This is a genomic window from Flavobacterium sp. (genome assembly GCF_036759525.1).
Classification (GTDB): Bacteria; Bacteroidota; Bacteroidia; order Flavobacteriales; family Flavobacteriaceae; genus Flavobacterium.
Genome location: NZ_DAIOUN010000001.1, coordinates 219,661 through 240,494, shown reverse-complemented (window position 1 = coordinate 240,494; position 20,834 = coordinate 219,661). Strand labels below are relative to the sequence as shown.

The 20,834-nt window shown below is 36.0% G+C and carries 22 protein-coding genes; 15 read left to right on the top strand and 7 right to left on the bottom strand.

Features of this window, described 5'->3' with window-relative positions; genetic code table 11:
• The first annotated feature begins 27 nt into the window (after window positions 1-27).
• From V7M80_RS01110 to V7M80_RS01100, 3 genes are all read left to right on the top strand, one after another.
• Window positions 28-564 carry a 3-hydroxyanthranilate 3,4-dioxygenase gene (locus V7M80_RS01110; protein WP_333693411.1) on the top strand — a complete coding sequence of 179 codons (537 nt, stop codon included), beginning with the start codon at window positions 28-30 and terminating at the stop codon, window positions 562-564.
• A 300-nt stretch (window positions 565-864) separates the two neighbouring features.
• Window positions 865-2,418 carry an L-piperidine-6-carboxylate dehydrogenase gene (amaB, locus tag V7M80_RS01105; RefSeq protein ID WP_333693409.1) on the top strand — a complete coding sequence of 518 codons (1,554 nt, stop codon included), beginning with the start codon at window positions 865-867 and terminating at the stop codon, window positions 2,416-2,418.
• Window positions 2,419-2,552: 134 nt separating this feature from the next.
• A complete protein-coding gene (locus V7M80_RS01100; protein ID WP_333693408.1) occupies window positions 2,553-2,927 on the top strand; it encodes a hypothetical protein in 375 nt (124 codons plus the stop codon).
• A 164-nt stretch (window positions 2,928-3,091) separates the two neighbouring features.
• Here V7M80_RS01100 and V7M80_RS01095 read toward each other — a convergent pair whose 3' ends face one another.
• The 5 genes from V7M80_RS01095 to V7M80_RS01075 form a co-directional block, all read right to left on the bottom strand.
• The gene (locus V7M80_RS01095; protein WP_333693406.1) at window positions 3,092-3,664 is read right to left on the bottom strand and encodes a PhnA domain-containing protein; all 573 of its coding nucleotides are present in this window, start codon (window positions 3,662-3,664) and stop codon (window positions 3,092-3,094) included.
• Window positions 3,665-3,681: 17 nt separating this feature from the next.
• Window positions 3,682-4,230 carry a DUF3575 domain-containing protein gene (locus tag V7M80_RS01090; protein ID WP_333693405.1) on the bottom strand — a complete coding sequence of 183 codons (549 nt, stop codon included), beginning with the start codon at window positions 4,228-4,230 and terminating at the stop codon, window positions 3,682-3,684.
• A 36-nt stretch (window positions 4,231-4,266) separates the two neighbouring features.
• A complete protein-coding gene (locus tag V7M80_RS01085) occupies window positions 4,267-5,010 on the bottom strand; it encodes a metallophosphoesterase family protein (protein WP_333693404.1) in 744 nt (247 codons plus the stop codon).
• Window positions 4,991-6,142 (bottom strand): ATP-binding protein, encoded by a 1,152-nt coding sequence (locus V7M80_RS01080; protein ID WP_333693403.1) that lies wholly within the window; start codon window positions 6,140-6,142, stop codon window positions 4,991-4,993. The genes V7M80_RS01085 and V7M80_RS01080 overlap by 20 nt, the downstream gene beginning before the upstream one ends.
• Window positions 6,143-6,272: 130 nt before the next feature.
• Window positions 6,273-7,139 carry an aldo/keto reductase gene (locus V7M80_RS01075; protein WP_333693402.1) on the bottom strand — a complete coding sequence of 289 codons (867 nt, stop codon included), beginning with the start codon at window positions 7,137-7,139 and terminating at the stop codon, window positions 6,273-6,275.
• A gap of 96 nt (window positions 7,140-7,235) precedes the next feature.
• Between V7M80_RS01075 and V7M80_RS01070 the strand changes: the two genes are divergently transcribed.
• The 9 genes from V7M80_RS01070 to V7M80_RS01030 all read left to right on the top strand — a co-directional run bounded on the left by V7M80_RS01070 (window position 7,236) and on the right by V7M80_RS01030 (window position 17,100).
• Window positions 7,236-8,039, top strand: coding sequence for a DUF4382 domain-containing protein (locus V7M80_RS01070; RefSeq protein ID WP_333693401.1), 804 nt, complete (start codon window positions 7,236-7,238; stop codon window positions 8,037-8,039).
• Window positions 8,040-8,193: 154 nt separating this feature from the next.
• Complete coding sequence (locus tag V7M80_RS01065; RefSeq protein WP_333693400.1) at window positions 8,194-9,195, top strand: AAA family ATPase; 1,002 nt, start codon at window positions 8,194-8,196, stop codon at window positions 9,193-9,195.
• Between the two features lie 83 nt (window positions 9,196-9,278).
• Window positions 9,279-10,145: a DUF58 domain-containing protein gene (locus V7M80_RS01060; RefSeq protein WP_333693398.1), complete on the top strand. Its 867-nt coding sequence runs from the start codon at window positions 9,279-9,281 to the stop codon at window positions 10,143-10,145.
• A gap of 18 nt (window positions 10,146-10,163) precedes the next feature.
• Window positions 10,164-11,780, top strand: a complete 1,617-nt coding sequence (locus tag V7M80_RS01055; RefSeq protein WP_333693396.1) for a hypothetical protein — start codon at window positions 10,164-10,166, stop codon at window positions 11,778-11,780.
• On the top strand, window positions 11,780-12,781 hold the full coding sequence (locus tag V7M80_RS01050) for a vWA domain-containing protein (protein WP_333693620.1): 1,002 nt from the start codon (window positions 11,780-11,782) through the stop codon (window positions 12,779-12,781). The genes V7M80_RS01055 and V7M80_RS01050 overlap by 1 nt, the downstream gene beginning before the upstream one ends.
• A gap of 1 nt (window position 12,782) precedes the next feature.
• Window positions 12,783-13,826, top strand: a complete 1,044-nt coding sequence (locus V7M80_RS01045) for a vWA domain-containing protein (protein ID WP_333693395.1) — start codon at window positions 12,783-12,785, stop codon at window positions 13,824-13,826.
• Complete coding sequence (locus V7M80_RS01040) at window positions 13,823-14,569, top strand: tetratricopeptide repeat protein (protein ID WP_333693393.1); 747 nt, start codon at window positions 13,823-13,825, stop codon at window positions 14,567-14,569. Before V7M80_RS01045 ends, V7M80_RS01040 begins: the two co-directional genes overlap by 4 nt.
• Before the next feature lie 16 nt (window positions 14,570-14,585).
• A complete protein-coding gene (locus V7M80_RS01035; RefSeq protein ID WP_333693391.1) occupies window positions 14,586-16,346 on the top strand; it encodes a BatD family protein in 1,761 nt (586 codons plus the stop codon).
• Between the two features lie 10 nt (window positions 16,347-16,356).
• The gene (locus V7M80_RS01030; protein WP_333693389.1) at window positions 16,357-17,100 is read left to right on the top strand and encodes a tetratricopeptide repeat protein; all 744 of its coding nucleotides are present in this window, start codon (window positions 16,357-16,359) and stop codon (window positions 17,098-17,100) included.
• Here V7M80_RS01030 and V7M80_RS01025 read toward each other — a convergent pair.
• Window positions 17,084-17,602, bottom strand: a complete 519-nt coding sequence (locus tag V7M80_RS01025) for a CvpA family protein (RefSeq protein ID WP_333693388.1) — start codon at window positions 17,600-17,602, stop codon at window positions 17,084-17,086. The genes V7M80_RS01030 and V7M80_RS01025 overlap by 17 nt on opposite strands.
• A gap of 220 nt (window positions 17,603-17,822) precedes the next feature.
• Between V7M80_RS01025 and V7M80_RS01020 the strand changes: the two genes are divergently transcribed.
• The 3 genes from V7M80_RS01020 to V7M80_RS01010 all read left to right on the top strand — a co-directional run bounded on the left by V7M80_RS01020 (window position 17,823) and on the right by V7M80_RS01010 (window position 19,744).
• The gene (locus V7M80_RS01020; protein ID WP_333693387.1) at window positions 17,823-18,179 is read left to right on the top strand and encodes a hypothetical protein; all 357 of its coding nucleotides are present in this window, start codon (window positions 17,823-17,825) and stop codon (window positions 18,177-18,179) included.
• 83 nt (window positions 18,180-18,262) lie between these two features.
• Window positions 18,263-19,282: a phenylalanine--tRNA ligase subunit alpha gene (pheS, locus tag V7M80_RS01015; RefSeq protein WP_333693386.1), complete on the top strand. Its 1,020-nt coding sequence runs from the start codon at window positions 18,263-18,265 to the stop codon at window positions 19,280-19,282.
• A gap of 54 nt (window positions 19,283-19,336) precedes the next feature.
• Window positions 19,337-19,744 carry a hypothetical protein gene (locus tag V7M80_RS01010; RefSeq protein ID WP_333693385.1) on the top strand — a complete coding sequence of 136 codons (408 nt, stop codon included), beginning with the start codon at window positions 19,337-19,339 and terminating at the stop codon, window positions 19,742-19,744.
• Between the two features lie 90 nt (window positions 19,745-19,834).
• On the opposite strand, the gene V7M80_RS01005 is transcribed toward V7M80_RS01010, so the two are convergent.
• Window positions 19,835-20,830 (bottom strand): NAD(P)H-dependent glycerol-3-phosphate dehydrogenase, encoded by a 996-nt coding sequence (locus tag V7M80_RS01005; protein ID WP_333693384.1) that lies wholly within the window; start codon window positions 20,828-20,830, stop codon window positions 19,835-19,837.
• Window positions 20,831-20,834 lie beyond the last annotated feature (4 nt).

Here is a 20,834-nt window from a genome sequence, read left to right as displayed (position 1 = left end):
ATTTACCATTCAAAAAAATCGATACAAATGGCCATTCAAAAACCATTCAATCTCACCCAATGGATTGATGAAAACCGTCACCTACTCAAACCACCTGTTGGTAACAAAAATATATATGTAAATTCCGGAGATTATATTGTTATGATTGTAGCCGGACCCAACGCCCGAAAAGACTATCACTACAACGAAACCGAAGAACTATTCTACCAACTCGAAGGAAACATCACGGTTTATGTACAAGAAAACGGAGAAAAAATTGCCATGCAACTCGGTCCCGGCGATATGTTTTTATTGCCCGCCAAAACGCCACATTCACCCGTGCGAGAAGAAAACTCCATCGGATTGGTAGTCGAACGAAAACGAATGGGCCAAGATATTCCCGACGGATTGCTCTGGTTTTGCGATAATTGCAACCATAAATTATACGAAGTCTATTTTGAACTCAAAGACATCGAAAAAGATTTCTTAGGCCATTTTCAACACTTTTACAATTCCAAAGAACTTAGAACCTGCCAAAATTGTGGCACCGTCATGGAAACCGATCCGCGATTTGTCGCCAAGTAAACTTGAAACCTGACACGAGTCTAGAAGGCGACTGGCGAAGCAAACCTGAAACTAAAATTTTGGCAGACAATTCCCGCTGTCCGCTCCAAGCTTGTTTGCCCAAACTGTTTTTTCTAAGCTGCCCCAAGAGCTCCTTTTAGTCGCTTTGGTTCAACAAGAAAAAAGCAGTTTTTGCTATACAAGGCTTTCCACTACCATCGGGGCTGCAATTCACTGCTACACAACAAAAGCAGTTTTCCAAAACAAAAAAAATCGGTATCTTCGCAAAAAAATATAACAAAAACCTTTAAAAAAGTTATAATGTCAACCATCGCACAACAATTCGGAATGACCGAAGCCCTAGAAATATTAGGTATCAAACCCATCAACGAAGGAACTTCCACCGGAAACAACCATTTTTCCAATGGCGAAATCATCGAAAGTTATTCACCCGTTGACGGTCAATTGATTGCCAAAGTAAAAACCACCACCGCAGCCGATTACGAAAAAGTAATGCAAATCGCTACCGAAGCGTTTAAAACCTTTCGTTTAATGCCGGCTCCAAAACGAGGCGAAATCGTTCGTCAGTTTGGTGAAAAATTGAGAAAATACAAAGAACCACTCGGGAAATTAGTTTCCTACGAAATGGGAAAATCATTGCAAGAAGGCTATGGAGAAGTGCAGGAAATGATTGATATTTGTGATTTTGCAGTAGGTCTTTCTCGTCAATTACACGGTTTAACCATGCATTCTGAGCGTCCCGGACACAGAATGTACGAACAATACCATCCGCTTGGTGTGGTGGGAATCATTTCGGCCTTTAACTTTCCGGTAGCCGTTTGGTCTTGGAATACCGCTTTGGCTTGGATTTGTGGCGACGTTTGCGTTTGGAAACCTTCTGAAAAAACACCACTTTGTGGCGTGGCGTGTCAAAACATCATTGCCGAAGTGTTAAAAGAAAATAATTTACCAGAAGGAATCTCTTGTTTAATCAACGGCGATTACAAAGTAGGGGAATTAATGACGCATGATAAACGCGTTCCCTTAGTTTCAGCAACCGGTTCTACTCGAATGGGTAAAATTGTGGCTCAAGCTTGTGCCGCTCGTTTAGGCAATTCGTTGCTTGAATTAGGTGGTAACAACGCCATCATCGTTACGCCGGATGCGGATATTAAAATGACCGTAATTGGTGCCGTTTTTGGTGCCGTTGGAACAGCCGGACAACGTTGTACTTCTACCCGACGATTAATCATACACGAAAGTATTTACGATAAAGTAAAAGAGGCTTTAGCTGGAGCATACAAGCAATTACGCATCGGAAATCCATTAGACCAAAACAACCATGTAGGTCCGTTAATTGATGTTCACGCAGTAGAAATGTACAAAAAAGCGTTAGAAAAGGTAGTGGCCGAAGGCGGAAAAATCATCGTAGAAGGCGGTGTTTTATCCGGAGAAGGATATGAAAGTGGGTGTTATGTTAAACCAGCCATAGCCGAAGCTGAAAATCATTTTGAAATCGTACAACACGAAACGTTTGCCCCGGTATTATATTTACTAAAATATTCCGGTGATGTGCACAATGCCATCGAAATCCAAAACGGTGTAGCCCAAGGATTATCATCAGCCATCATGACAAACAATTTACGTGAAGCGGAAGCTTTCTTATCGCATGCCGGTTCAGATTGCGGAATTGCCAATGTAAACATTGGAACTTCCGGTGCCGAAATCGGTGGAGCTTTTGGTGGAGAAAAAGAAACAGGCGGTGGCCGTGAATCGGGATCAGATGCTTGGAAGATTTATATGAGAAGACAAACGAATACTATCAATTATACAACCAGTTTGCCATTGGCACAAGGTATTAAGTTTGATTTGTAGCAAACAAATCGAAAGAAATAAAAAGAAAAGCCGAGTAAATATTCAAAATTTGCTCGGCTTTTCGATTATAATAAATTTAAATACGCAACTTTTTCAACTTTGTAGCATCTTAACAATAATCAAAAAATAAACATATGAAGAAGATTATTTTACTTTTAGCTATTGCCCCCTTTTTACTGGCAACTTCTTGTGATGATGACGATCAAATTTATTGTACACAAGAAGCAAAAGCTGGCTTAAACATTACTGTTAAAGACGCAGTTACCAATGAATACCTTTCTACGGGTATTACCGTAATAGCTCAAGATGGTTCATATACCGAAACTTTGGAAGCATTTCCACAAAGTGACATTCCGGTTTTTATGGGAGCCTATGAGCGTGTAGGAACTTATATTTTTACAGTTTCTAAAGAAGGTTATCAAACTTACACATCAGAGCTTGTAACCCTTACAGCTGATGTTTGCCATGTAATACCTCAAAACTTTTTGGTAGAACTGCAACCCAATTAAGACTTGTATGTTTTGTTTTAGTAACATGAAACCCTGCTAAGCTTTAAGTTTAGCAGGGTTTTTACTTCTTAATCTTGTCATTACGTCTATGTAGTAATCAATATTCTAATTGTATGAGATTCCTCATTCGTCGGAATGACAAACAATGGGTATAAAATTTTCAATTATTTTGTTTTCTTCACATACTGCGTTAAAATATAAATACTTTGGTTTTCCACTCTCCCTTCAATCAGGTTAGCATCATCCCAAACCAATTTAATATTATGCACCGCAGCACCGCGTTTTGCAGTAAAGTTTGCTCCTTTTACATCCAAATCTTTAATCAAAACCACCGAGTCACCGTCTTTTAGGATATTTCCATTGGAATCTTTATGAACGATTTTACCTTCGTCGTCATCGCCTTCACAGGTAGCTTTTGCCCACTCTAAAGCTTCATCATCCAAATACATCATGTCGAGTAAATCGTGTTTTTTGAGTCGGGCCAACATTCGCCATGATACAATTTGTACGGGTAAATGTTCACTCCACATACTATCATTTAAACCTCGCCAATCTTCCGGATTTGTTGTTTCCGGATTTTCGATTTGATTTTTTAAATTTTGAGTGATTAAAATACAGTTTTCAAGGCTTTCTTCAGTCTTAGGTGCGATAGTGTAAACAGTTAAATTTTCATCCGAACCACTTATTTCGCATTTAGATAAACTTCTATCGTGAAGTTTTTTTTCAATTGGAGTCATACTTAGAATCAATAAAATTAAAAACGGTATCCGATACTAAACCCTCCATTGAATTCTATAGCTGTAAAACGGTCTGAAGATTCATCATTAAAATTTCTTCCAATATTTAAGTATGGACCTAAAACAAATTTGTCGTTAGAATTCCATTTGTATCCCACACCAATACCAAGGATGAATCCGCTAACGTCAGTAACTCTTTTTACCGGGTTTCCTTCAACACTTATTTCATCAATGAAATCTCCCCAACGGTATTTAAAGAAAGGGTTAGCATAGATTCCTGAGCCTGCATTTTCTTTTCCAAAATAGTAATTGTAACCTATTTTTAGACTTGATGTTTGGAACTCTCTAGCCCCTTTTTCGGTGTGGTAGTTGATACGGTCATTAAATAAAATTTCACCTTCAATAGATTGATTAGAATCTATAAACCTTTCATAACCAATTTCTACAGAGGCTTGAATTAAGGTGTTTAAAATATTATATTTTATTTCGTTTTGAGGAAAATCTCCATGTTGAGCATTACTGTAAAAAGTACTTAGGAGTAAGGCGAATAATACAATTTTTTTCATAAGTGTCTAAGATTTATTGGTTTCAAAGATACGAATTTAGTTTCTTCCTTTTTCATTAGGGTATAATTGAGGTAAAGGTTCGCTTTGCCAATACATCTTAGAATCGATATCCAAGATAGTAAGCGGCCCATAAAAAGCGGCTCCGGTATCAATATTCCACACACAGGCTTTATTTATCGGAATGGTTTCATTGATTCGAGTGGTAGGGGTATGACCAATATAAATTTCGTCATAAAGTTTAAATCTTTTAGGGAAGTAGGGACTTTCTGAATTTAAATTTGGGTTTAAAGCCAAAGCCGTTTCCCATAAGGTTCGATCCCAATAAAATAAACGCGGGTAATATTCAAACGCTATTCCATTTACATTGGTAAACCCGGCATGTATAAAGAGTCGATTTTGGTCGTCTAGGTGATAATCTTTCAATTGGTTTTCTAAAAAATGAATATGCTCATGCCGCGTTTTCTCAGAAACCTTTTGATAGGCATCAATAGTCGATTGACCACCGTGTTTGAACCATTCCTGATTGTAATCGTTTGTTTTTAAATAATTGAGTAACAATTCGTCGTGGTTTCCGCGAATGAAAATACAGTTTTGATGTTTTCCTAATTCAATTAAAAAATCTAAAACTTGTGGCGATTCACTCCAGCCGTCAACATAATCGCCTAAGAAAATTAAGGTGTCATGTTTGGTGGCTTGGCTTCTTTCGAGTACTTGATGTAAAGCCCGAAGCCCACCGTGAATATCTCCAATAACAAATGTTTTAGTCGCTGTTTTTATCATATTTTACTTTTCTTAATATCCTCATGGTTTCCTTGAAGTTCGTATAAACCACAGGGTTTTCTACTGCTTTGAGTAGGGTTTTGGCCTCTATCAATTTTGTTTTGGCTTCTTCAAATCCGTTTAAAAAGCAAATCATCAAAGTAGAAGGCAAATTTAATAAATCTCGTTTTTCATTAGGAGTTAATCCCATTCCTTTGTTCAGTTTTTGTAACAATGCTAGGTTCGAATTGTAAATATGAAACATCATTTTTCGGTTGTATTGTGGCGGTTCAAACAAAAATTCGGTTTCAATTTTGTAATATCCATTATCAAAAAATGTCAAGGTTTGTCTTTCTAAAGGATAGTAACTGGTTTTGTCATTTAAACCTAAGGGTACGTATTCAGTAATGGCAAATGTTTTCTCATTATATTCAATAGTAACTTCGTCGAGAGCAGAATAAAACAATTTAATTTGTTCATTAATAAGCTCAATGTCTACTCTGGAAAAAAATACTTTATCGCGTATTTTCTTTTTATTACCGGCCCAGCAAACTACAAAAAGCTCTTTAAACACATGGTATTTGGTCGTTAAATCTTTATGTCTAAAATTCATGAAATCTAAAACACCTTCAAGGGTGTGTGAGATACTGTTTCGTGAATTGTTTTCAATTCCAATTACCGTTTCGGTATTCATTTTAGAAAAGGGAATTTTTTCTTCGGTTGGAATAGAATTACTTCCTCTTCTAACAAATACCGCTCCAGCCGGGATTACGTGTATGTTTTTTTTAAAGGTTGCGGTTTTACTATTGGGTTTGATTGTAACTAAACCTATAACTTTATCTTTGGGTAAATTGGGAAAAGGAACATTTTCATATTGAATTTTTGGTGGATTTTCCAGAAAAGCATTAACAAGATTTTGAATCCTACTGTCGTCAAAAAAATCGGTTCCTACAATTTCGTTGTCTTGGTCTTCCACTCCCACAACAATATAAGAATTATTGGTTGGATTTGAATTGGATAAAGCACAAATGTGTTTTAAAAATTTTGCTTTTCCTTCTTTTGTGTGAAGATTAAGTTGTCGCTTTTTATCATAAAAACTACTCTCATCATTGTGAGCTAAAAGGTTTTTAATGAGAAGGCGTTTGTTAATCATTTTTTTAGTTTTCAGTTTTCAGTCGCAGTCGCAGTTTTCAGTCGCAGTCACGGTTTTCAGTGAGACAAGTTTTTTTAAAATCTACTTTTTCAACTTATATCTTTATTTGAAACTGCGACTGAAAACTTCTTTAAGGCACTTTATTCCCCATACTTTCGGTCCAAATTTCAAACCAATCTTGTTTTTCTAAAACCAATTCTGATGCTTTTTGTAATTGTTGAATTCGTGCAATATTTACCGTTCCGGCTACCGGAATTATTCCCGAAGGATGTTGCATAATCCATGAAAGTAAAATAATATCGGCTCCCAAATGGTATTTTTCATTCAATTTGGCTAACAAGATTTTAAGCCTACGGGTTTGGTCGGTGTCTTCTCTGAATACGGTACCCAAAGGATTCCATGCCATAGGAATAATTTGATGAAGTTGCATATGGTCTAAACTACCATCTAACATGGGTTCAAAATGGGTAGCCGAAAATTGAATTTGATTGAAATTTACTTTAGTTTTTTGTTGAATTAAATCGGTTTGCGAAGGTGTAAAATTGGACAATCCAAAATCTAAAATTTTACCCTCTTTTTTTAACTTTTCTATGGCTTCTGCAATTTCATCGGCTTGCATAAGAGGGCTTGGACGATGTAAAAGGAAAACATCTAAATAATCGGTTTGTAAATTTTTCAAAGAATTTTCTGCAGACCAAACAATGTATTCTTTTGAATAATCGTAATGTTTTATTCTATTTTGACGGTTTTCTGTAACATATTGAATTCCGCATTTTGAGATTAATTGAATTTTTGAACGGTTTATCTTAGATTCTTTGAAAGCCTTTCCAAAATCAGATTCTGTGGTATAGCCTCCATAAATATCGGCATGATCAAAAGTGGTGATTTTATTTTCATGACAAACATGAATCAAATTTGCCATTTCCTGTGTTGTCAAATTTTTATCCCAGAAGCCCCAGTTCATGGTTCCTGCGATGATTTTAGAGATAGAAGTCATTTTTTAAGTTTCTTTTATGTTTTTTTTATGATTTTTAAAGCATTAGAATTTTTTTTATTCCGTTATGAATATACTAATAATAAGTATAACAACCCCATGAAAAATCTTAAAAAAAACCTAAACCTAATAGCAGCCGTTATCCTATTTTGTATGGTTGCTGTAAGTTGTTCAGATTCTGATGATAATACAAAAGGGACTTCCCGTATTGTTGTCAAGATGACAGATGCTCCCGGTGATTATGATGCCGTTTTCGTTGAAGTGCTTGATGTAAGAATTAAAAATTCTTCCAATTCAGATGATTCGGGTTGGGTAAGTGTAGGAAACATCAATCCGGGTATTTACAATTTGTTAGAATTAACCGGAGGTGTTACGGTTTTGTTAGCAGATAATGAAATACCTTCTGGTTTTGTGGGTCAAATCCGACTTGTTTTAGGCCAGAACAATTCGGTTGTCAAAGACGGTACAACCTATCCGCTTCAAACTCCAAGTGCACAACAATCGGGTTTGAAGTTGCAAATCAATCAAACGCTTCAACCTAATGTGAACTATACCTTTTTAATTGATTTTGATGTGAATCAATCCATTGTTGTACAAGCCGGTAATTCGGGTAACTTTAATTTACATCCTGTTCTTCGCGTATCAACAGAAGCTGCATCGGGATCTATTACAGGTATTGCTATGGCAGGAGAATTTCAAGTATTAGCATCTGTTACAGTTGGAGATGAGATAGTTTCTGCATTTACAGATGAAAATGGAGTGTTTTACCTTCACGGAATTCCGGCTGGAACTTATGCCGTAACTCTAACCCCAGACGTTAATTCAAATCTTCCTCCGGTAACTTTAGAAAATGTAATTGTAATTAATGGAGAAATAACAGAACTTGGAAATATTCCTATATAATAAGTTAAAGGAATCTATAATTTTATTAAAAGACAGCCAATTCAATGGTTGTCTTTTGTTTTTTAACCAATTGTTAACATCAAAAACGTAAAAAAAAATTCAATTTGCACTGTTAAAATTAACAATTTAACTTTAGTTTTAAAAACAAAAGAAAATGGAAGAAAATACGACTTTGGATATCAGAGCTATCAATGAAAAAATAGAAAGAGAAAGTGCGTTTATCGATTTGCTTACCTATGAAATGAACAAAGTTATTGTGGGTCAAAAACACATGGTAGAACGACTGCTTATTGGTTTATTGGGACAAGGACACATTTTGTTGGAAGGCGTTCCGGGGTTGGCTAAAACCTTAGCCATTAATACCTTATCTCAAGCCGTTCAAGGTTCGTTTAGTCGAATTCAGTTTACGCCCGATTTACTTCCCGCCGATGTTATCGGAACCATGATTTACAACATTAAACAAAACGAATTTTCAATTAAAAAAGGTCCCATTTTTGCCAATTTCGTTTTGGCCGATGAGATCAATCGGGCTCCTGCAAAAGTACAATCGGCATTATTGGAAGCTATGCAGGAAAAGCAAGTTACCATTGGCGAAACCAGTTTTAAATTGGATAAACCGTTCTTGGTTTTAGCCACTCAAAACCCAATTGAACAAGAAGGAACCTATCCGTTACCGGAAGCTCAAATGGACCGTTTCATGCTCAAAACCGTAATTGATTATCCCAAAATGGAAGACGAGCGTTTGGTGATTCGTCAAAACTTAAGAGGAAGTTATGAGAAGGTAAATGCGGTGATTTCCATTGATCAAATTCTTCGTGCTCAACAAGCCGTTCGCGAAGTATATATGGATGAAAAAATTGAAAAGTACATTCTCGATATTATCTTCGCAACGCGTTTCCCTGAAAAATATAAACTAGAAAGCTTAAAACCACTTATCAGTTACGGTTCTTCGCCTCGTGGAAGTATCAATTTAGCCACAGCTGCCAAATGTTACGCATTCATAAAACGAAGAGGTTATGTGATTCCGGAGGATGTTCGTGCCGTAGTACACGATGTGTTACGTCATAGAATCGGAATTACTTACGAAGCCGAAGCTGAAAATATTACTTCGGTTGAAATCATTAACAAGATTGTAAACGAAATTGAAGTGCCTTAATTTTTTGTTTCAAGTTTAATGTTTCAAGTTTAAATACCTGAAACAAAGAAAACCTGAAACTTGAAACCTGAAACAAAGAAAGAATGGAAACAAAAGAGCTACTCAAAAAAGTACGAAAAATAGAAATCAAAACCCGACGATTGAGTGATCATATCTTCTCGGGAGAATACCATACGTCGTTTAAAGGTCGGGGTATGACATTTTCTGAAGTGCGTCAATACCAATTTGGCGATGATGTTCGTGCGATTGATTGGAATGTGACGGCTCGCTATAATGAACCGTATATCAAAGTTTTTGAAGAAGAACGAGAACTTACCATGATGTTAATGGTGGATATTTCGGGTTCGGAAAGTTTTGGCACAAAAAACCAATTGAAAAGTGAAATTGTCACTGAAATTGCCGCAACAATGGCTTTTTCAGCAACACAAAACAACGATAAAATCGGACTGATTTTGTTTTCAGATGAAATCGAATTGTATGTACCACCCAAAAAAGGGAAATCACACGTACTTCGTATCATTCGGGAGTTGATTGAATTTAAGCCGAAAAGCAACAAAACCAATCTTTCACAAGCCTTGAAGTTTTTGTCAAGTGTGATGAAAAAGAAAGCGATTGTTTTTTTAATTTCTGATTTTATTGCCGATGATTCGTATGAACAGACGCTAAAAATCGCTGGGAAAAAACACGACATCACCGGAATTAGAGTATATGATATTCGGGAAGAAAAAATACCTAACATTGGAATGGTAAATATGTTGGATGCTGAAACCGGAGAAACTCTTTTGGTGAACACCAATTCAAAATCCATCCGAATGGAATATGAAAAATACTACCGAGACAGAGTGAATTATTTCAAAGAAACCTTTTCCCGATGTGGCTCGGGAACGGTTCATACACGTGTAGATGAAAGTTATGTAACCAAATTATTGACTTATTTCAAATCCAGATAAACTAGTTGTTAAGCCAAAATGAAACAAAAAATTTACATACTATTTTTACTGCTTTCTACTGTGGTTTTTGCTCAGCAAAAAAGAGTAACGACTTCAGTTGACAGTACCAAAGTAAAAATAGGAGCTCAAATCAATTTGACACTTAAGACAACGGTAGATACTTTGTCCAAAGTTGCCTTTCCCGAAGGAAAATTATTCGGACGATTGGAAGTGCTAGAAAGTTATCCCACCGATACCATCAAGGAAAACGATAAATACCAATTGATTAAAAAATACGGGTTGACGCAATTTGATAGCGGAAAATATACCATTCCTTCCCTTCAAGTGATAATCAATTCAAAAGTTTATCCGACTGATAGTGTTTTGGTTGAAATTCTCCCTGTGGTGGTTGATACGTTAAAGCAACACATGTATGATATCAAAGATATTTCAACGGTTCCAAATGATTATTCCTATTGGTTGATTATTCTATTGATTGTTATTGGAGTTGGCGGATTGGGTTATCTTATTTACCATTTCATTAAAAGAAATAAAAAACCGGTTGAAGATGAAATCGTGTATGCTTCTCCCATCGAAAAAGCTACGGCTCATTTAAAGTCATTGGAAAAAAAGAGTTTGGTTGAACGTGGTGAAGTGAAAGAATATTATTCCGAATTAACAGATATTGCCCGAACGTATATTGAAGAAGCCATCGAAATTCCGGCCATGGAAAGCACCACCGATGAGTTAATAGCAGCTTTTAAAATAGCTGTGGTTAAAAAGAAACTTTCCTTGACGGATGAAACTATCAAAAATCTAGAAAAGGTTTTGAAACAAGCCGATTTGGTAAAATTTGCTAAATCAAAACCGTTGGAATTTGAGATTGCGGATGATAAAATCAAAATAGAAAAAACCATTTATAAAATTCACCAATCCATTCCGGAAGTTGTAGAAGAAGAGGAAGATTTAATCGATAATGAAGCCCTAAAAGCCAAAATTTTAAAACGCAAAAAAGCGAGACAACGCAACATTATTATACTTTCTACGGTTGGTGTAATACTACTTTCATTGGGTGTTTTAGTGGCGGTTAAAGGATTTGATTTTTTAAAAGACAACATCATTGGCCATCCAACCAAAGAATTGTTAGAAGGCGAATGGGTTACAAGTGAATACGGAAATCCGGCTATACGAATTGAGACTCCCAAAGTTCTTACCAGAATGGATGTTTCTAAAATGATAGGGAAAGAACTAGGTGAAATGGTGAATATGCAAATGTTTGGTTATGGATCTATGATGGATAACTACTATATTGCCATCATGACAACCCGTTTCAAGCAAGAAATAAATATAGAATTGACTCAGGCATTGGAAGGCTCATTAAAAATGATGGAAGCCAATGGGGCTCAAAATATCTTGATAAAACAAGAACAATTTTCAACACCTGAAGGGCACACTGGTTTAAGAGCATATGGTACAATGAGTATTTTAGATAAACTTACCAAAAAAAGCAGAAAAGCCTATTATGAATCCATTTATTTTGCCCAAGAAGGAGGTTTACAACAAGTTATGGTGATGCATGAAGAAGGCGATGAAGTTGCCAATCAAATTTCAGAGCGAATTATGAACTCAGTAGAAATGGCCCAATTGAAACAATGATGGAAAAAATAACGTTTTTACATCCGCAGTTTTTTTGGTTGTTTACCCTTTTACCGGTTGCAATCGCTTGGTATGTTTGGAAAAGAAACAAACAAACCGCTACGTTAAAAGTGAGTTCTTTGAAAGGTTTTAAAGTAAAAGGTTCCATTCTTCCTAAATTGAAGCCCATACTTTTTGTAATGCGAATGTTGGCTTTAAGTGCCATAATTGTTGCTTTAGCTCGCCCCAGAACGGTGGATGTAAGCAACAAAACCAAAACCACACGCGGAATTGACATTGTGATGGCTACAGACGTTTCAGGAAGTATGTTGGCCAAAGATTTAAAGCCTAATCGGTTAGAATCACTAAAAAAGGTAGCAGCCAATTTTGTGAACGATCGACCCAATGACCGTTTCGGAATTGTGGTGTATGCCGCCGAAAGTTACACCAAAACTCCCGTAACGAGTGACAAATCAATTGTGATTGATGCCATCAATAGCATTAAGTATGATAATGTCTTGAAAGATGGAACCGGAATCGGGATGGGATTGGCTACAGCTGTAAATCGATTAAAAGACAGTAAAGCCAAAAGTAGAATTGTGATTTTACTAACTGATGGAGTAAACAATGCCGGATTTATCGAACCCGAAACTGCAGCTGATATTGCCAGAGAATATGGAATAAAAGTATATACCATTGGAATTGGAACCAACGGTATGGCTGAATCTCCATATGCATATGCTCCAAATGGAGGGTTTTTATACCGCATGATGCCGGTTGAAATTGATGAAGCATTAATGAAAAATATTGCTAAAAAAACCGACGGAAAATATTTTAGAGCCACAAGCAATAGCAAGTTAAAAGAAATTTACGACGAAATCAATCAATTGGAAACCACCGAGATTGAAGAACAAAGATTTTACAATTACGACGAGAAGTTTCGTCCGTTGATTTGGTTAGCCGGATTGCTATTATTAATTGAAATTGTATTAAGACAAACCATTTTTAGAGGTTTTATATAAGATGTATTCCCAAATAGACGAAAAAATATATTTGTACTTTTTAGCAGTTATCCCTGTGATAGTTTTGCTTTTTCTTTTCAATTTATATTGGAAACGCAAAAAGCAACGCGAATTTGGCGATGTTGAATTGGTTAAAAAATTAAGTCCTGAAAAATCGGTTTTCAAATCGGTTTTAAAGGTTTCGGTTTTGATGTTGGCTTTGACTAGTTTGATTATCGCTTTAGCCAACCCGAAAATTGGTACCAAAATGGAAACGGTAAAACGAGAAGGAATCGATATCGTTTTTGCCATAGACGTTTCCAAAAGTATGTTGGCCGAAGATGTTGCTCCCAACCGATTGGACAAAACCAAACAAATTGTTTCGCAAATTATCAATCAACTCGGTAGCGACCGCATTGGAATGGTAGCTTATGCCGGAAGTGCTTTTCCCGTGTTGCCAATTACAACCGATTACGGTGTAGCCAAGATGTATTTACAAGGTATGAACACCGATATGGTTTCTTCACAAGGAACCTCACTGGAAGATGCCATCAAATTATCGGCCAATTTTTTTGATAAAGGCAATGCAACCAATAAGTTAATCATTTTAGTTTCCGATGGCGAAGATCATTCCGAAGGCTATGAAGGAGCGATAGAAGAAGCGGTAAAAGTAAAAGCAAAGATTATTACCATTGGAGTTGGTACCGAAAAAGGCGGACCAATACCGTTAAAAAGAAATGGAGTAGTTGAAAGTTTTAAACGAGATCAAAATGATGAGGTGGTTGTGACCAAACTCAACCCTGAAATTCTAAAAGAAATAGGGAAAGGAACAAAAGGCGGTTATGTGTATGGCGGAAACACTAAAGAAGTTTTAGATTATGTTAAAAATGCCTTGGATAATATTGAAAAAACCGAATTTGAAACCACACAAGTAGCCGATTTTCAATCGCAATTTCAATGGTTTTTAGGAATTGCATTTTTACTTTTGTTTTTAGATGTTTTCTTGTTGGAAAGAAAAACAAAATGGATTAGTAAGTTAAACTTATTTAACGAAAAGGAATCATGAAAAAGCTAACTGTTTTAGTATGTTTATTTTTTTCCTTTCTTTTACAAAGTCAGGAAAAAGAAAAGCAGGAAAAAGATAAAATTTTGCCCAAAGCAAACGAAGCTTTTGCCGATAAAAAATATGCAGATGCCGAAGCACAATACCGAATTTCCAATTCCAAAGGATTATCGGGTGCAAAACCCGCATACAACTTAGGCAATTCAATTTACAGACAAAATCAGTTTAGTGAATCAAAATTTGCCTATGCCAAAGCCATCGAAAAAGCTACTACTAAAGAAGAAAAACACAAAGCGTGGCACAATTTGGGCAACGTTTTTATGAAAGAAAAGCAATACAGTAAAGCCGTTGAAGCTTACAAAAATGCTTTGCGAAACAACCCCTCTGATGAGCAAACCCGATACAATTATGCTTTAGCCAAAGAATATTTGAAAAACAATCCGGAAGAGCCTAATAAAGACAAAAAAGAGGATAAAGAAGACCCGAAAAAAAATCAAGATAAAGAACCAAATCAAAAGCCTCAAAACGATAAAGAAAAAGAGGACAAACAAGACAAACAAGATAGTGATTCAGGTCAAAAAGACGAAAATAAAGACGGCAAACCCAAACCACAACCATCCGGAATGTCAAAAGGAAGTTTACAAAATTTATTAGAGGCAGTAAACAACGAAGAGAAAAAAATTCAAGAAAAGGTTAATGCTCAAAAAGTTAAAGCGAAGCCCTCTCCAAACGAAAAAGACTGGTAAAATTGAAGTGCATAAAATGAAAAGGTATATTTTAATATTTTTAATCAGTTTACAAGGGCTTTACGCCCAAGTTCAATTTGATGCCAAGGCAAGTAAAACCTCTTTGGGTTTAAACGAACGATTGCGAATTGATTTCACGATGAATGTAGATGGCGATAATTTTGTGCCACCTTCATTTGAAGGTTTTCGCTTATTAGCTGGTCCAAGTCAGCAAGTGAGTCAGTCGTGGGTAAACGGAAAAAGTTCGTTCAATAAAACCTATTCGTATTATTTATTACCTCTACAAAAAGGGAATCTGACCATAAAGCAAGCCTCAATTGAGTACAATGGTCAAGTTTACAAAACAACACCTATAACGGTAAAAGTCACCGATGCGGTTGAACAACCCCGGGACCCAAATGACAATTCTGTTTCTATAAATGACGCCTTGCATCTGGTTGCCGAAGTAAGTAAAACCAATCCTTATCTAAACGAACCCATTACGGTGGTTTACAAATTGTATTTTAGTCACAATATCGGGATAACCAACTGGAGGGAATTAGATAAGCCCAAATACAATGATTTTTGGAGTCAAAATATCGATATTAAACAATTAGTTGCGGAAGAAGGAACCTATAACGGAGAACGATTTCGTTTTGTAGTGCTTCGTAAAACCGTTTTGTATCCCCAAAAAGCAGGAAAATTGGAAATTGAACCGCTTTCGCTGGATATTGATGTTGAATTGCCTACCAACCGACGCAATATTTTTGGTCAAGTCATGCTTACCAAAGATCACAAGAGGGTTTCTGCCGGAAGCAAAATCATTAACGTGAAACCACTTCCCGAGAACGGAAAACCTTCAGATTTTTCGGGAGCTGTAGGTAAATTTGATTTCAAAGTAACTCCTTCTAAAACCACTTTAAAAAATGGGGAAAGCATGGATTTGGAAGTAAGTGTATCCGGAACGGGAAATTTAAAGTTATTCAGTTTGCCCAAACCAAATGTTCCTACGGCATTGGAAATGTATGAGCCGGTTTATTCCGAAAATGTGAATACGCCTTTGAGTGGAATGAACGGTAAAATTGCTGACAAATACACAATTATACCGCAATTCAAAGGAAATTATACAATTAAACCGATGCAATTTTCGTATTTTGATTTAGGGACTTACAGCTACAAAACAATTACTTCCAACGAAATAACTATTAATGTAACAGATGGGCCAACTTCACCAAATGCCGGAAATTCAAATCAAGACAATGCTTCCGTGGAGAAAAAAACGGTTTCGGCTCAAGATCAATTTAAGTTTATTCATTTGAAAACCAAATTATCCCAAATCAATAAAGAAGATTTCTTTGGATCAACGATGTATTATGTTTTGTTGGGAATTCCATTTTTATTGATACCATTCATCATTTTATTTAAAAAGAAAAAAGAAGCTATCGATGGAGATGTAATTGGTAATAAGTTGAGAATGAACAATAAACTGGCAAAGAAATATTTATCAGAAGCTAAAAAACAATTGGGCAACAAAGAACCGTTTTATGTGGCGTTAGAAAAATCGTTGCACAATTTTTTGAAAGCCAAATTGAAAATTGAAACTTCAGAAATGAGTAAAGAACGTATTAAAGAATTTTTAGCCGATAAAAAAGCCCAACCGGAAACCATTAATAAGTTTATTCAAATAACCGAAAATTGTGAGTTGGCTCGTTATGCCCCTTTTTCAGATGTGGCTATGCAAAATGATTTTGACAAAGCTGCGGAAGTGATATCGGAATTGGAAAAACAAATTTCTTAACATCAAAACCATGAAGAATAGCATTTATATCTTACTCTTAATTTCCCAAACATTTTGGGCTCAGAGTGTTTTTGATAAAGGGAACGATCACTATCGGAAAGGCAATTATCAAGAAGCGATAAATGCCTATGAAAGTATCATAAAAGGTAAAAAAGAATCGTGTGATTTGTATTTTAATTTGGCCAACAGTTATTATAAATTGAACCAAATTGCTCCCGCAATTTATTATTATGAAAAGGCATTATTGATTAGTCCAAACGACAAAGACATTCTAAACAATCTAAAATTTGCCAAAAACAGTACGATAGACGACATTAAAGAAGTTCAAAAAGTAGGATTCGAAAGAGCTTTGCGAAATTTTACCGAATCGGTTCATTACAATACTTGGGGTTATATTTCAGTTGGATTGGCTGTTTTGTTTTTGATGTTTTTTATAGGCTATTATTTTTCGCAAACCAGTTTAATCAAACGTATTTTCTTCTTGGGGATGTTTGTCATCCCGTTTTTGATAGTAGCGGCAGTTGGAGCGGCAATTTTCGAAAAAAACCTATACGAATCGGAACGTCCGGCAATTGTTTTTGCCGAAGTAGTTTCGGTTAAAAATGAACCTCGTGAAAACGCAACCGATGCTTTTATTCTGCACGAAGGAACCAAAGTTTTTGTTTTGGAAACCGTTGATAACTGGAAAAAAATCGAACTCACAGATGAAACCGAAGGCTGGATTTCGAGCGAAGCCATTAAGGAGTTGAAGTAGTATCTTCATACATTTTTTTCACATCGTCAACCCAATTGGGAACCATGGGTAATATAAAAGCAGTGGTATCTAAAATAGGTCGGTAGAAAACAGACTTTTCTTGTTTTTCTTTAGAAATCAATTGATTGTCAAGATTTATCTTTTGAATTAAATTCAATACAACTCCAATTATCAAAACGGTTTTTAGAACCCCAAAAACGCCGCCTCCTAATTTATTTGCCCACCCTAAAAAAGCAAAATCAGCTATTTTGGTAAAAATTTTGGCTAACAAATGAACGCCAATTACCACCAAAATTAAAGTTATTACAAAAGCACTAATTTGTAGGGTTTGTGGATTCCAACTGACAGAACCCTCTAAAAATCCTCTCACCAAATAGGAGAATTTAATCGCTAGAAAAATACCTAAAACAAACGAAATGAATGAAGCAATTTCAACAAACAAACCATTTTTTATGCCGTGATACAATCCGATAATTAGTAAAATGCCAATTGCAATATCCATTAGTTGTTTTTAAACAAAAATAACTTTTTTTCAGAATCATTAAGTTATTTTGGAGCATTAAGGCTGAAAAAACAGGTTACTTTATAGTTTAAAGCATATTCTTCTAACTTCTAACTCCAATCTCCCAACTTCCTTCATTTTAAACTAAAAACTTATCTTTGCCAAAATTGTGAATGATTGACGAAATGACTCTTCCATCATCACATTTCTATTTTCTACCATGTCAAGAGATACACAGTTAAAAGAACGTTGGGAAAACGTTGTCAACATATTATCCAATCAATTTGCCGATGGCGATGAACTCGACCTCGATGCCATCATTTATCTTATTGGTGTACAAGAATTGGGTAAAGTAAAACAAACCTTCAAAAAAGACGAAAAAATCAATTTGATGCACATTGCCATTTGTCGTTTACTCGAGCCGTATGGCTATTATGAGTTTGATTTTTACGACAACGACGGTTGGCCACACTACAAAGTAAAAGAAGAACTTCCGCCTCTAAAAGCCGGTGAACAAACGGTTTTGATGAAGGAAGCCATTGTGCATTATTTTTTGGATAATGAGTTAATTAAATAGTTTTTAGTTTTTGATAAAAACACCCATCTTCCAACTCCCAACTCCCAACTTTTTCCTAAATTTGCACCTTTACAGCACTAACGATGATAGATAAGATTAAAGAATACATTGACGAAGCACAAGCTTTTCAAACGGATAATAAGGAAACTCTTGAACAATTCAGAATTAAATTTTTAGGAAGCAAAGGTCTTTTGAAAGACTTGTTTGCCGAATTTAAAAATGTTCCCAACGAGCAGAAAAAAGAATTCGGTCAAGTGATTAATACCTTGAAAAACACGGCTGAGGATAAAGTAAAATCCATTCAGGAATTGTTGGAAAGCAAAGAAGAATCGGTGGGTGTTTTTGGCGATTTAACACGTCCGGGAGAACCCTTTCCGGTAGGTTCACGTCATCCTATTTCGTTGGTAAAAAACCAAATTATCGATATTTTTTCCAATATTGGATTCAATGTTTCCGAAGGTCCGGAAATTGAAGACGATTGGCATAATTTCACCGCATTAAATCTACCGGAATACCATCCGGCAAGAGATATGCAGGATACGTTTTTTATTCAAACCAATCCCGATGTTTTGTTGCGTACGCACACTTCGTCTGTTCAAGTACGATACATGGAAAACAACAAACCGCCCATTCGAACCATTTCTCCGGGACGCGTTTTTCGTAATGAAGCCGTTTCCTCGCGTTCGCATTGTATTTTTCATCAAGTGGAAGGTTTGTATATTGACAAAGATGTTTCGTTTGCCGATTTAAAGCAAACACTTTTATATTTTACGAAAGAAATGTTCGGAAAGTCCAAAATTCGCTTGCGACCTTCTTATTTTCCTTTTACCGAACCCAGTGCTGAGGTGGATATTTATTGGGGTTTAAAAACCGAAACGGATTATCGCATAACCAAAGGAACCGGCTGGTTGGAAATCATGGGCTGTGGAATGGTTGACCCCAATGTTTTGAAAAACTGCGGTATCAATCCGGATGAGTACAACGGCTTTGCTTTTGGTATGGGAATCGAACGCATTGCCATGCTTTTATACCAAATTGGTGATATCCGAATGTTTTATGAAAACGATGTTCGCTTTTTAGAGCAATTTAAAACGAGTATTTAATTCTACGATTAAACCTGACAGGTTTCCGAAACCTGTCAGGTATAAATAGTCTCCATGAAATCTGACATTATCATCCCCAAAGTAGAAAACGTCTTTTTAGCTGCCATCCAAGAATGGAACGACGACTTTTTGGATAACGTTTGGAATGTGTATCTCATCAACGACAGCGACTTCAATTTAGATAGTGTGATGGTTGTTTCAAAAGCATTTGGAACCGTAAATGGCGAAATGAAAAAAACTTCGCTTTTACGTCATGCTTTTATGGAAATCCCTGCTGTTTCTGCCGTAAAAATTGAAATGATTGAAGCCAGTGTTTTAGCCTTGAACAATGAATTCATGGTAACCTATTTCATAGGAAACACTCTATACGACAAAAAATTTACTTTTAGAACCAACACCATCAACGAACGAGCCATGGTAGAAGTACCGGTTTTGTTTAAAAATGGGGTGGTGGTGAAGTAAAAGAATATAGAACAAAGAATTTAGAAAATAGACCAAAACTATGCGTATGAAATCTATTATCTTTTTTCTTTTCTCTATTTTCTTAATAAATTAATCCAACTTATCTGTCAACTTTTTAAACACTTTTTTAGGTTCTTTTCCTTCATACAAAATCTCATAAACCGCATCAATAATTGGGGTTTTGGCTTTGTAGTCTTGGTTGAGTTTGTAAGCACTTTTAACGGCATAATAGCCTTCGGCAACCATACTCATTTCCATCATGGCACTTTTTACGGTATAGCCTTTTCCAATCATGTTTCCAAACATTCGGTTTCTTGAAAAAACCGAATAGCCGGTAACCAATAAATCGCCCAAATAAGCCGAATTATTGATGTTGCGTTTCATTTTGTGTACTTTTCGGATGAATTTTTTCATTTCACGAATGGCATTGCTCATTAACAAGGCTTGAAAATTATCGCCGTAACCTAAACCGTGAGCCATTCCGGCAGCAATAGCGTAAATGTTTTTGAGCATTGCCGCATATTCGGTACCAATAATATCGTCTGAAATTTTGGTTTTAATGTAGTTGCTGTTTAAATTTTTGGCTACAATTTTGGCTTTTGAAGCATCGGCACAAGCAATCGTCAGGTACGAAAGACGTTCTAACGCTACTTCTTCTGCGTGACACGGACCGGTGATTACGCCAATGTTTTCATACGGAATATTGTATTGTTTATGAAAATGTTCACCAACAATCAAAAACGTCTCGGGAACAATTCCTTTGATGGCAGAAAAAATTATTTTATCGTTTAAGGATACAGTTAATTTGGATAATTCAGCACTCAAAAAGGCTGATGGAATGGCAAAAATAAGCACATCGGCATAGTTTACTGCTTCATTAATATCTGTTGTTAAAAGCAGTTTTTGAGTGTCAAATTCTACGGAACTTAAGTAATTGGGATTGTGTTTTTCGGTTTTAATATGGTCGATTGCGTTTTGATTTCGCATGTACCAACAAATTTCAGGTTGGTTTACACAAAGCATTTTGGCTATAGCCGTAGCCCAACTTCCGCCACCAATTACAGCAAATTTTGGAGAATTGTTCATTTTG

Bases quoted from the DNA above. Each gene is read 5' to 3' on its own strand.
- V7M80_RS01045 (WP_333693395.1), top strand. From the start codon at position 12,783: ATGTATTCCCAAATAGACGAAAAAATATATTTGTACTTTTTAGCAGTT.
- V7M80_RS01095 (WP_333693406.1), bottom strand. From the start codon at position 3,664: ATGACTCCAATTGAAAAAAAACTTCACGATAGAAGTTTATCTAAATGC.
- V7M80_RS01090 (WP_333693405.1), bottom strand. From the start codon at position 4,230: ATGAAAAAAATTGTATTATTCGCCTTACTCCTAAGTACTTTTTACAGT.
- V7M80_RS01025 (WP_333693388.1), bottom strand. From the start codon at position 17,602: ATGGATATTGCAATTGGCATTTTACTAATTATCGGATTGTATCACGGC.
- V7M80_RS01110 (WP_333693411.1), top strand. From the start codon at position 28: ATGGCCATTCAAAAACCATTCAATCTCACCCAATGGATTGATGAAAAC.
- V7M80_RS01005 (WP_333693384.1), bottom strand. From the start codon at position 20,830: ATGAACAATTCTCCAAAATTTGCTGTAATTGGTGGCGGAAGTTGGGCT.
- V7M80_RS01040 (WP_333693393.1), top strand. From the start codon at position 13,823: ATGAAAAAGCTAACTGTTTTAGTATGTTTATTTTTTTCCTTTCTTTTA.
- V7M80_RS01030 (WP_333693389.1), top strand. From the start codon at position 16,357: ATGAAGAATAGCATTTATATCTTACTCTTAATTTCCCAAACATTTTGG.
- V7M80_RS01050 (WP_333693620.1), top strand. From the start codon at position 11,780: ATGGAAAAAATAACGTTTTTACATCCGCAGTTTTTTTGGTTGTTTACC.
- V7M80_RS01055 (WP_333693396.1), top strand. From the start codon at position 10,164: ATGAAACAAAAAATTTACATACTATTTTTACTGCTTTCTACTGTGGTT.
- pheS (WP_333693386.1), top strand. From the start codon at position 18,263: ATGATAGATAAGATTAAAGAATACATTGACGAAGCACAAGCTTTTCAA.
- V7M80_RS01035 (WP_333693391.1), top strand. From the start codon at position 14,586: ATGAAAAGGTATATTTTAATATTTTTAATCAGTTTACAAGGGCTTTAC.
- V7M80_RS01085 (WP_333693404.1), bottom strand. From the start codon at position 5,010: ATGATAAAAACAGCGACTAAAACATTTGTTATTGGAGATATTCACGGT.
- V7M80_RS01070 (WP_333693401.1), top strand. From the start codon at position 7,236: ATGAAAAATCTTAAAAAAAACCTAAACCTAATAGCAGCCGTTATCCTA.
- V7M80_RS01080 (WP_333693403.1), bottom strand. From the start codon at position 6,142: ATGATTAACAAACGCCTTCTCATTAAAAACCTTTTAGCTCACAATGAT.
- V7M80_RS01065 (WP_333693400.1), top strand. From the start codon at position 8,194: ATGGAAGAAAATACGACTTTGGATATCAGAGCTATCAATGAAAAAATA.
- V7M80_RS01075 (WP_333693402.1), bottom strand. From the start codon at position 7,139: ATGACTTCTATCTCTAAAATCATCGCAGGAACCATGAACTGGGGCTTC.
- amaB (WP_333693409.1), top strand. From the start codon at position 865: ATGTCAACCATCGCACAACAATTCGGAATGACCGAAGCCCTAGAAATA.
- V7M80_RS01020 (WP_333693387.1), top strand. From the start codon at position 17,823: ATGTCAAGAGATACACAGTTAAAAGAACGTTGGGAAAACGTTGTCAAC.
- V7M80_RS01010 (WP_333693385.1), top strand. From the start codon at position 19,337: ATGAAATCTGACATTATCATCCCCAAAGTAGAAAACGTCTTTTTAGCT.
- V7M80_RS01060 (WP_333693398.1), top strand. From the start codon at position 9,279: ATGGAAACAAAAGAGCTACTCAAAAAAGTACGAAAAATAGAAATCAAA.
- V7M80_RS01100 (WP_333693408.1), top strand. From the start codon at position 2,553: ATGAAGAAGATTATTTTACTTTTAGCTATTGCCCCCTTTTTACTGGCA.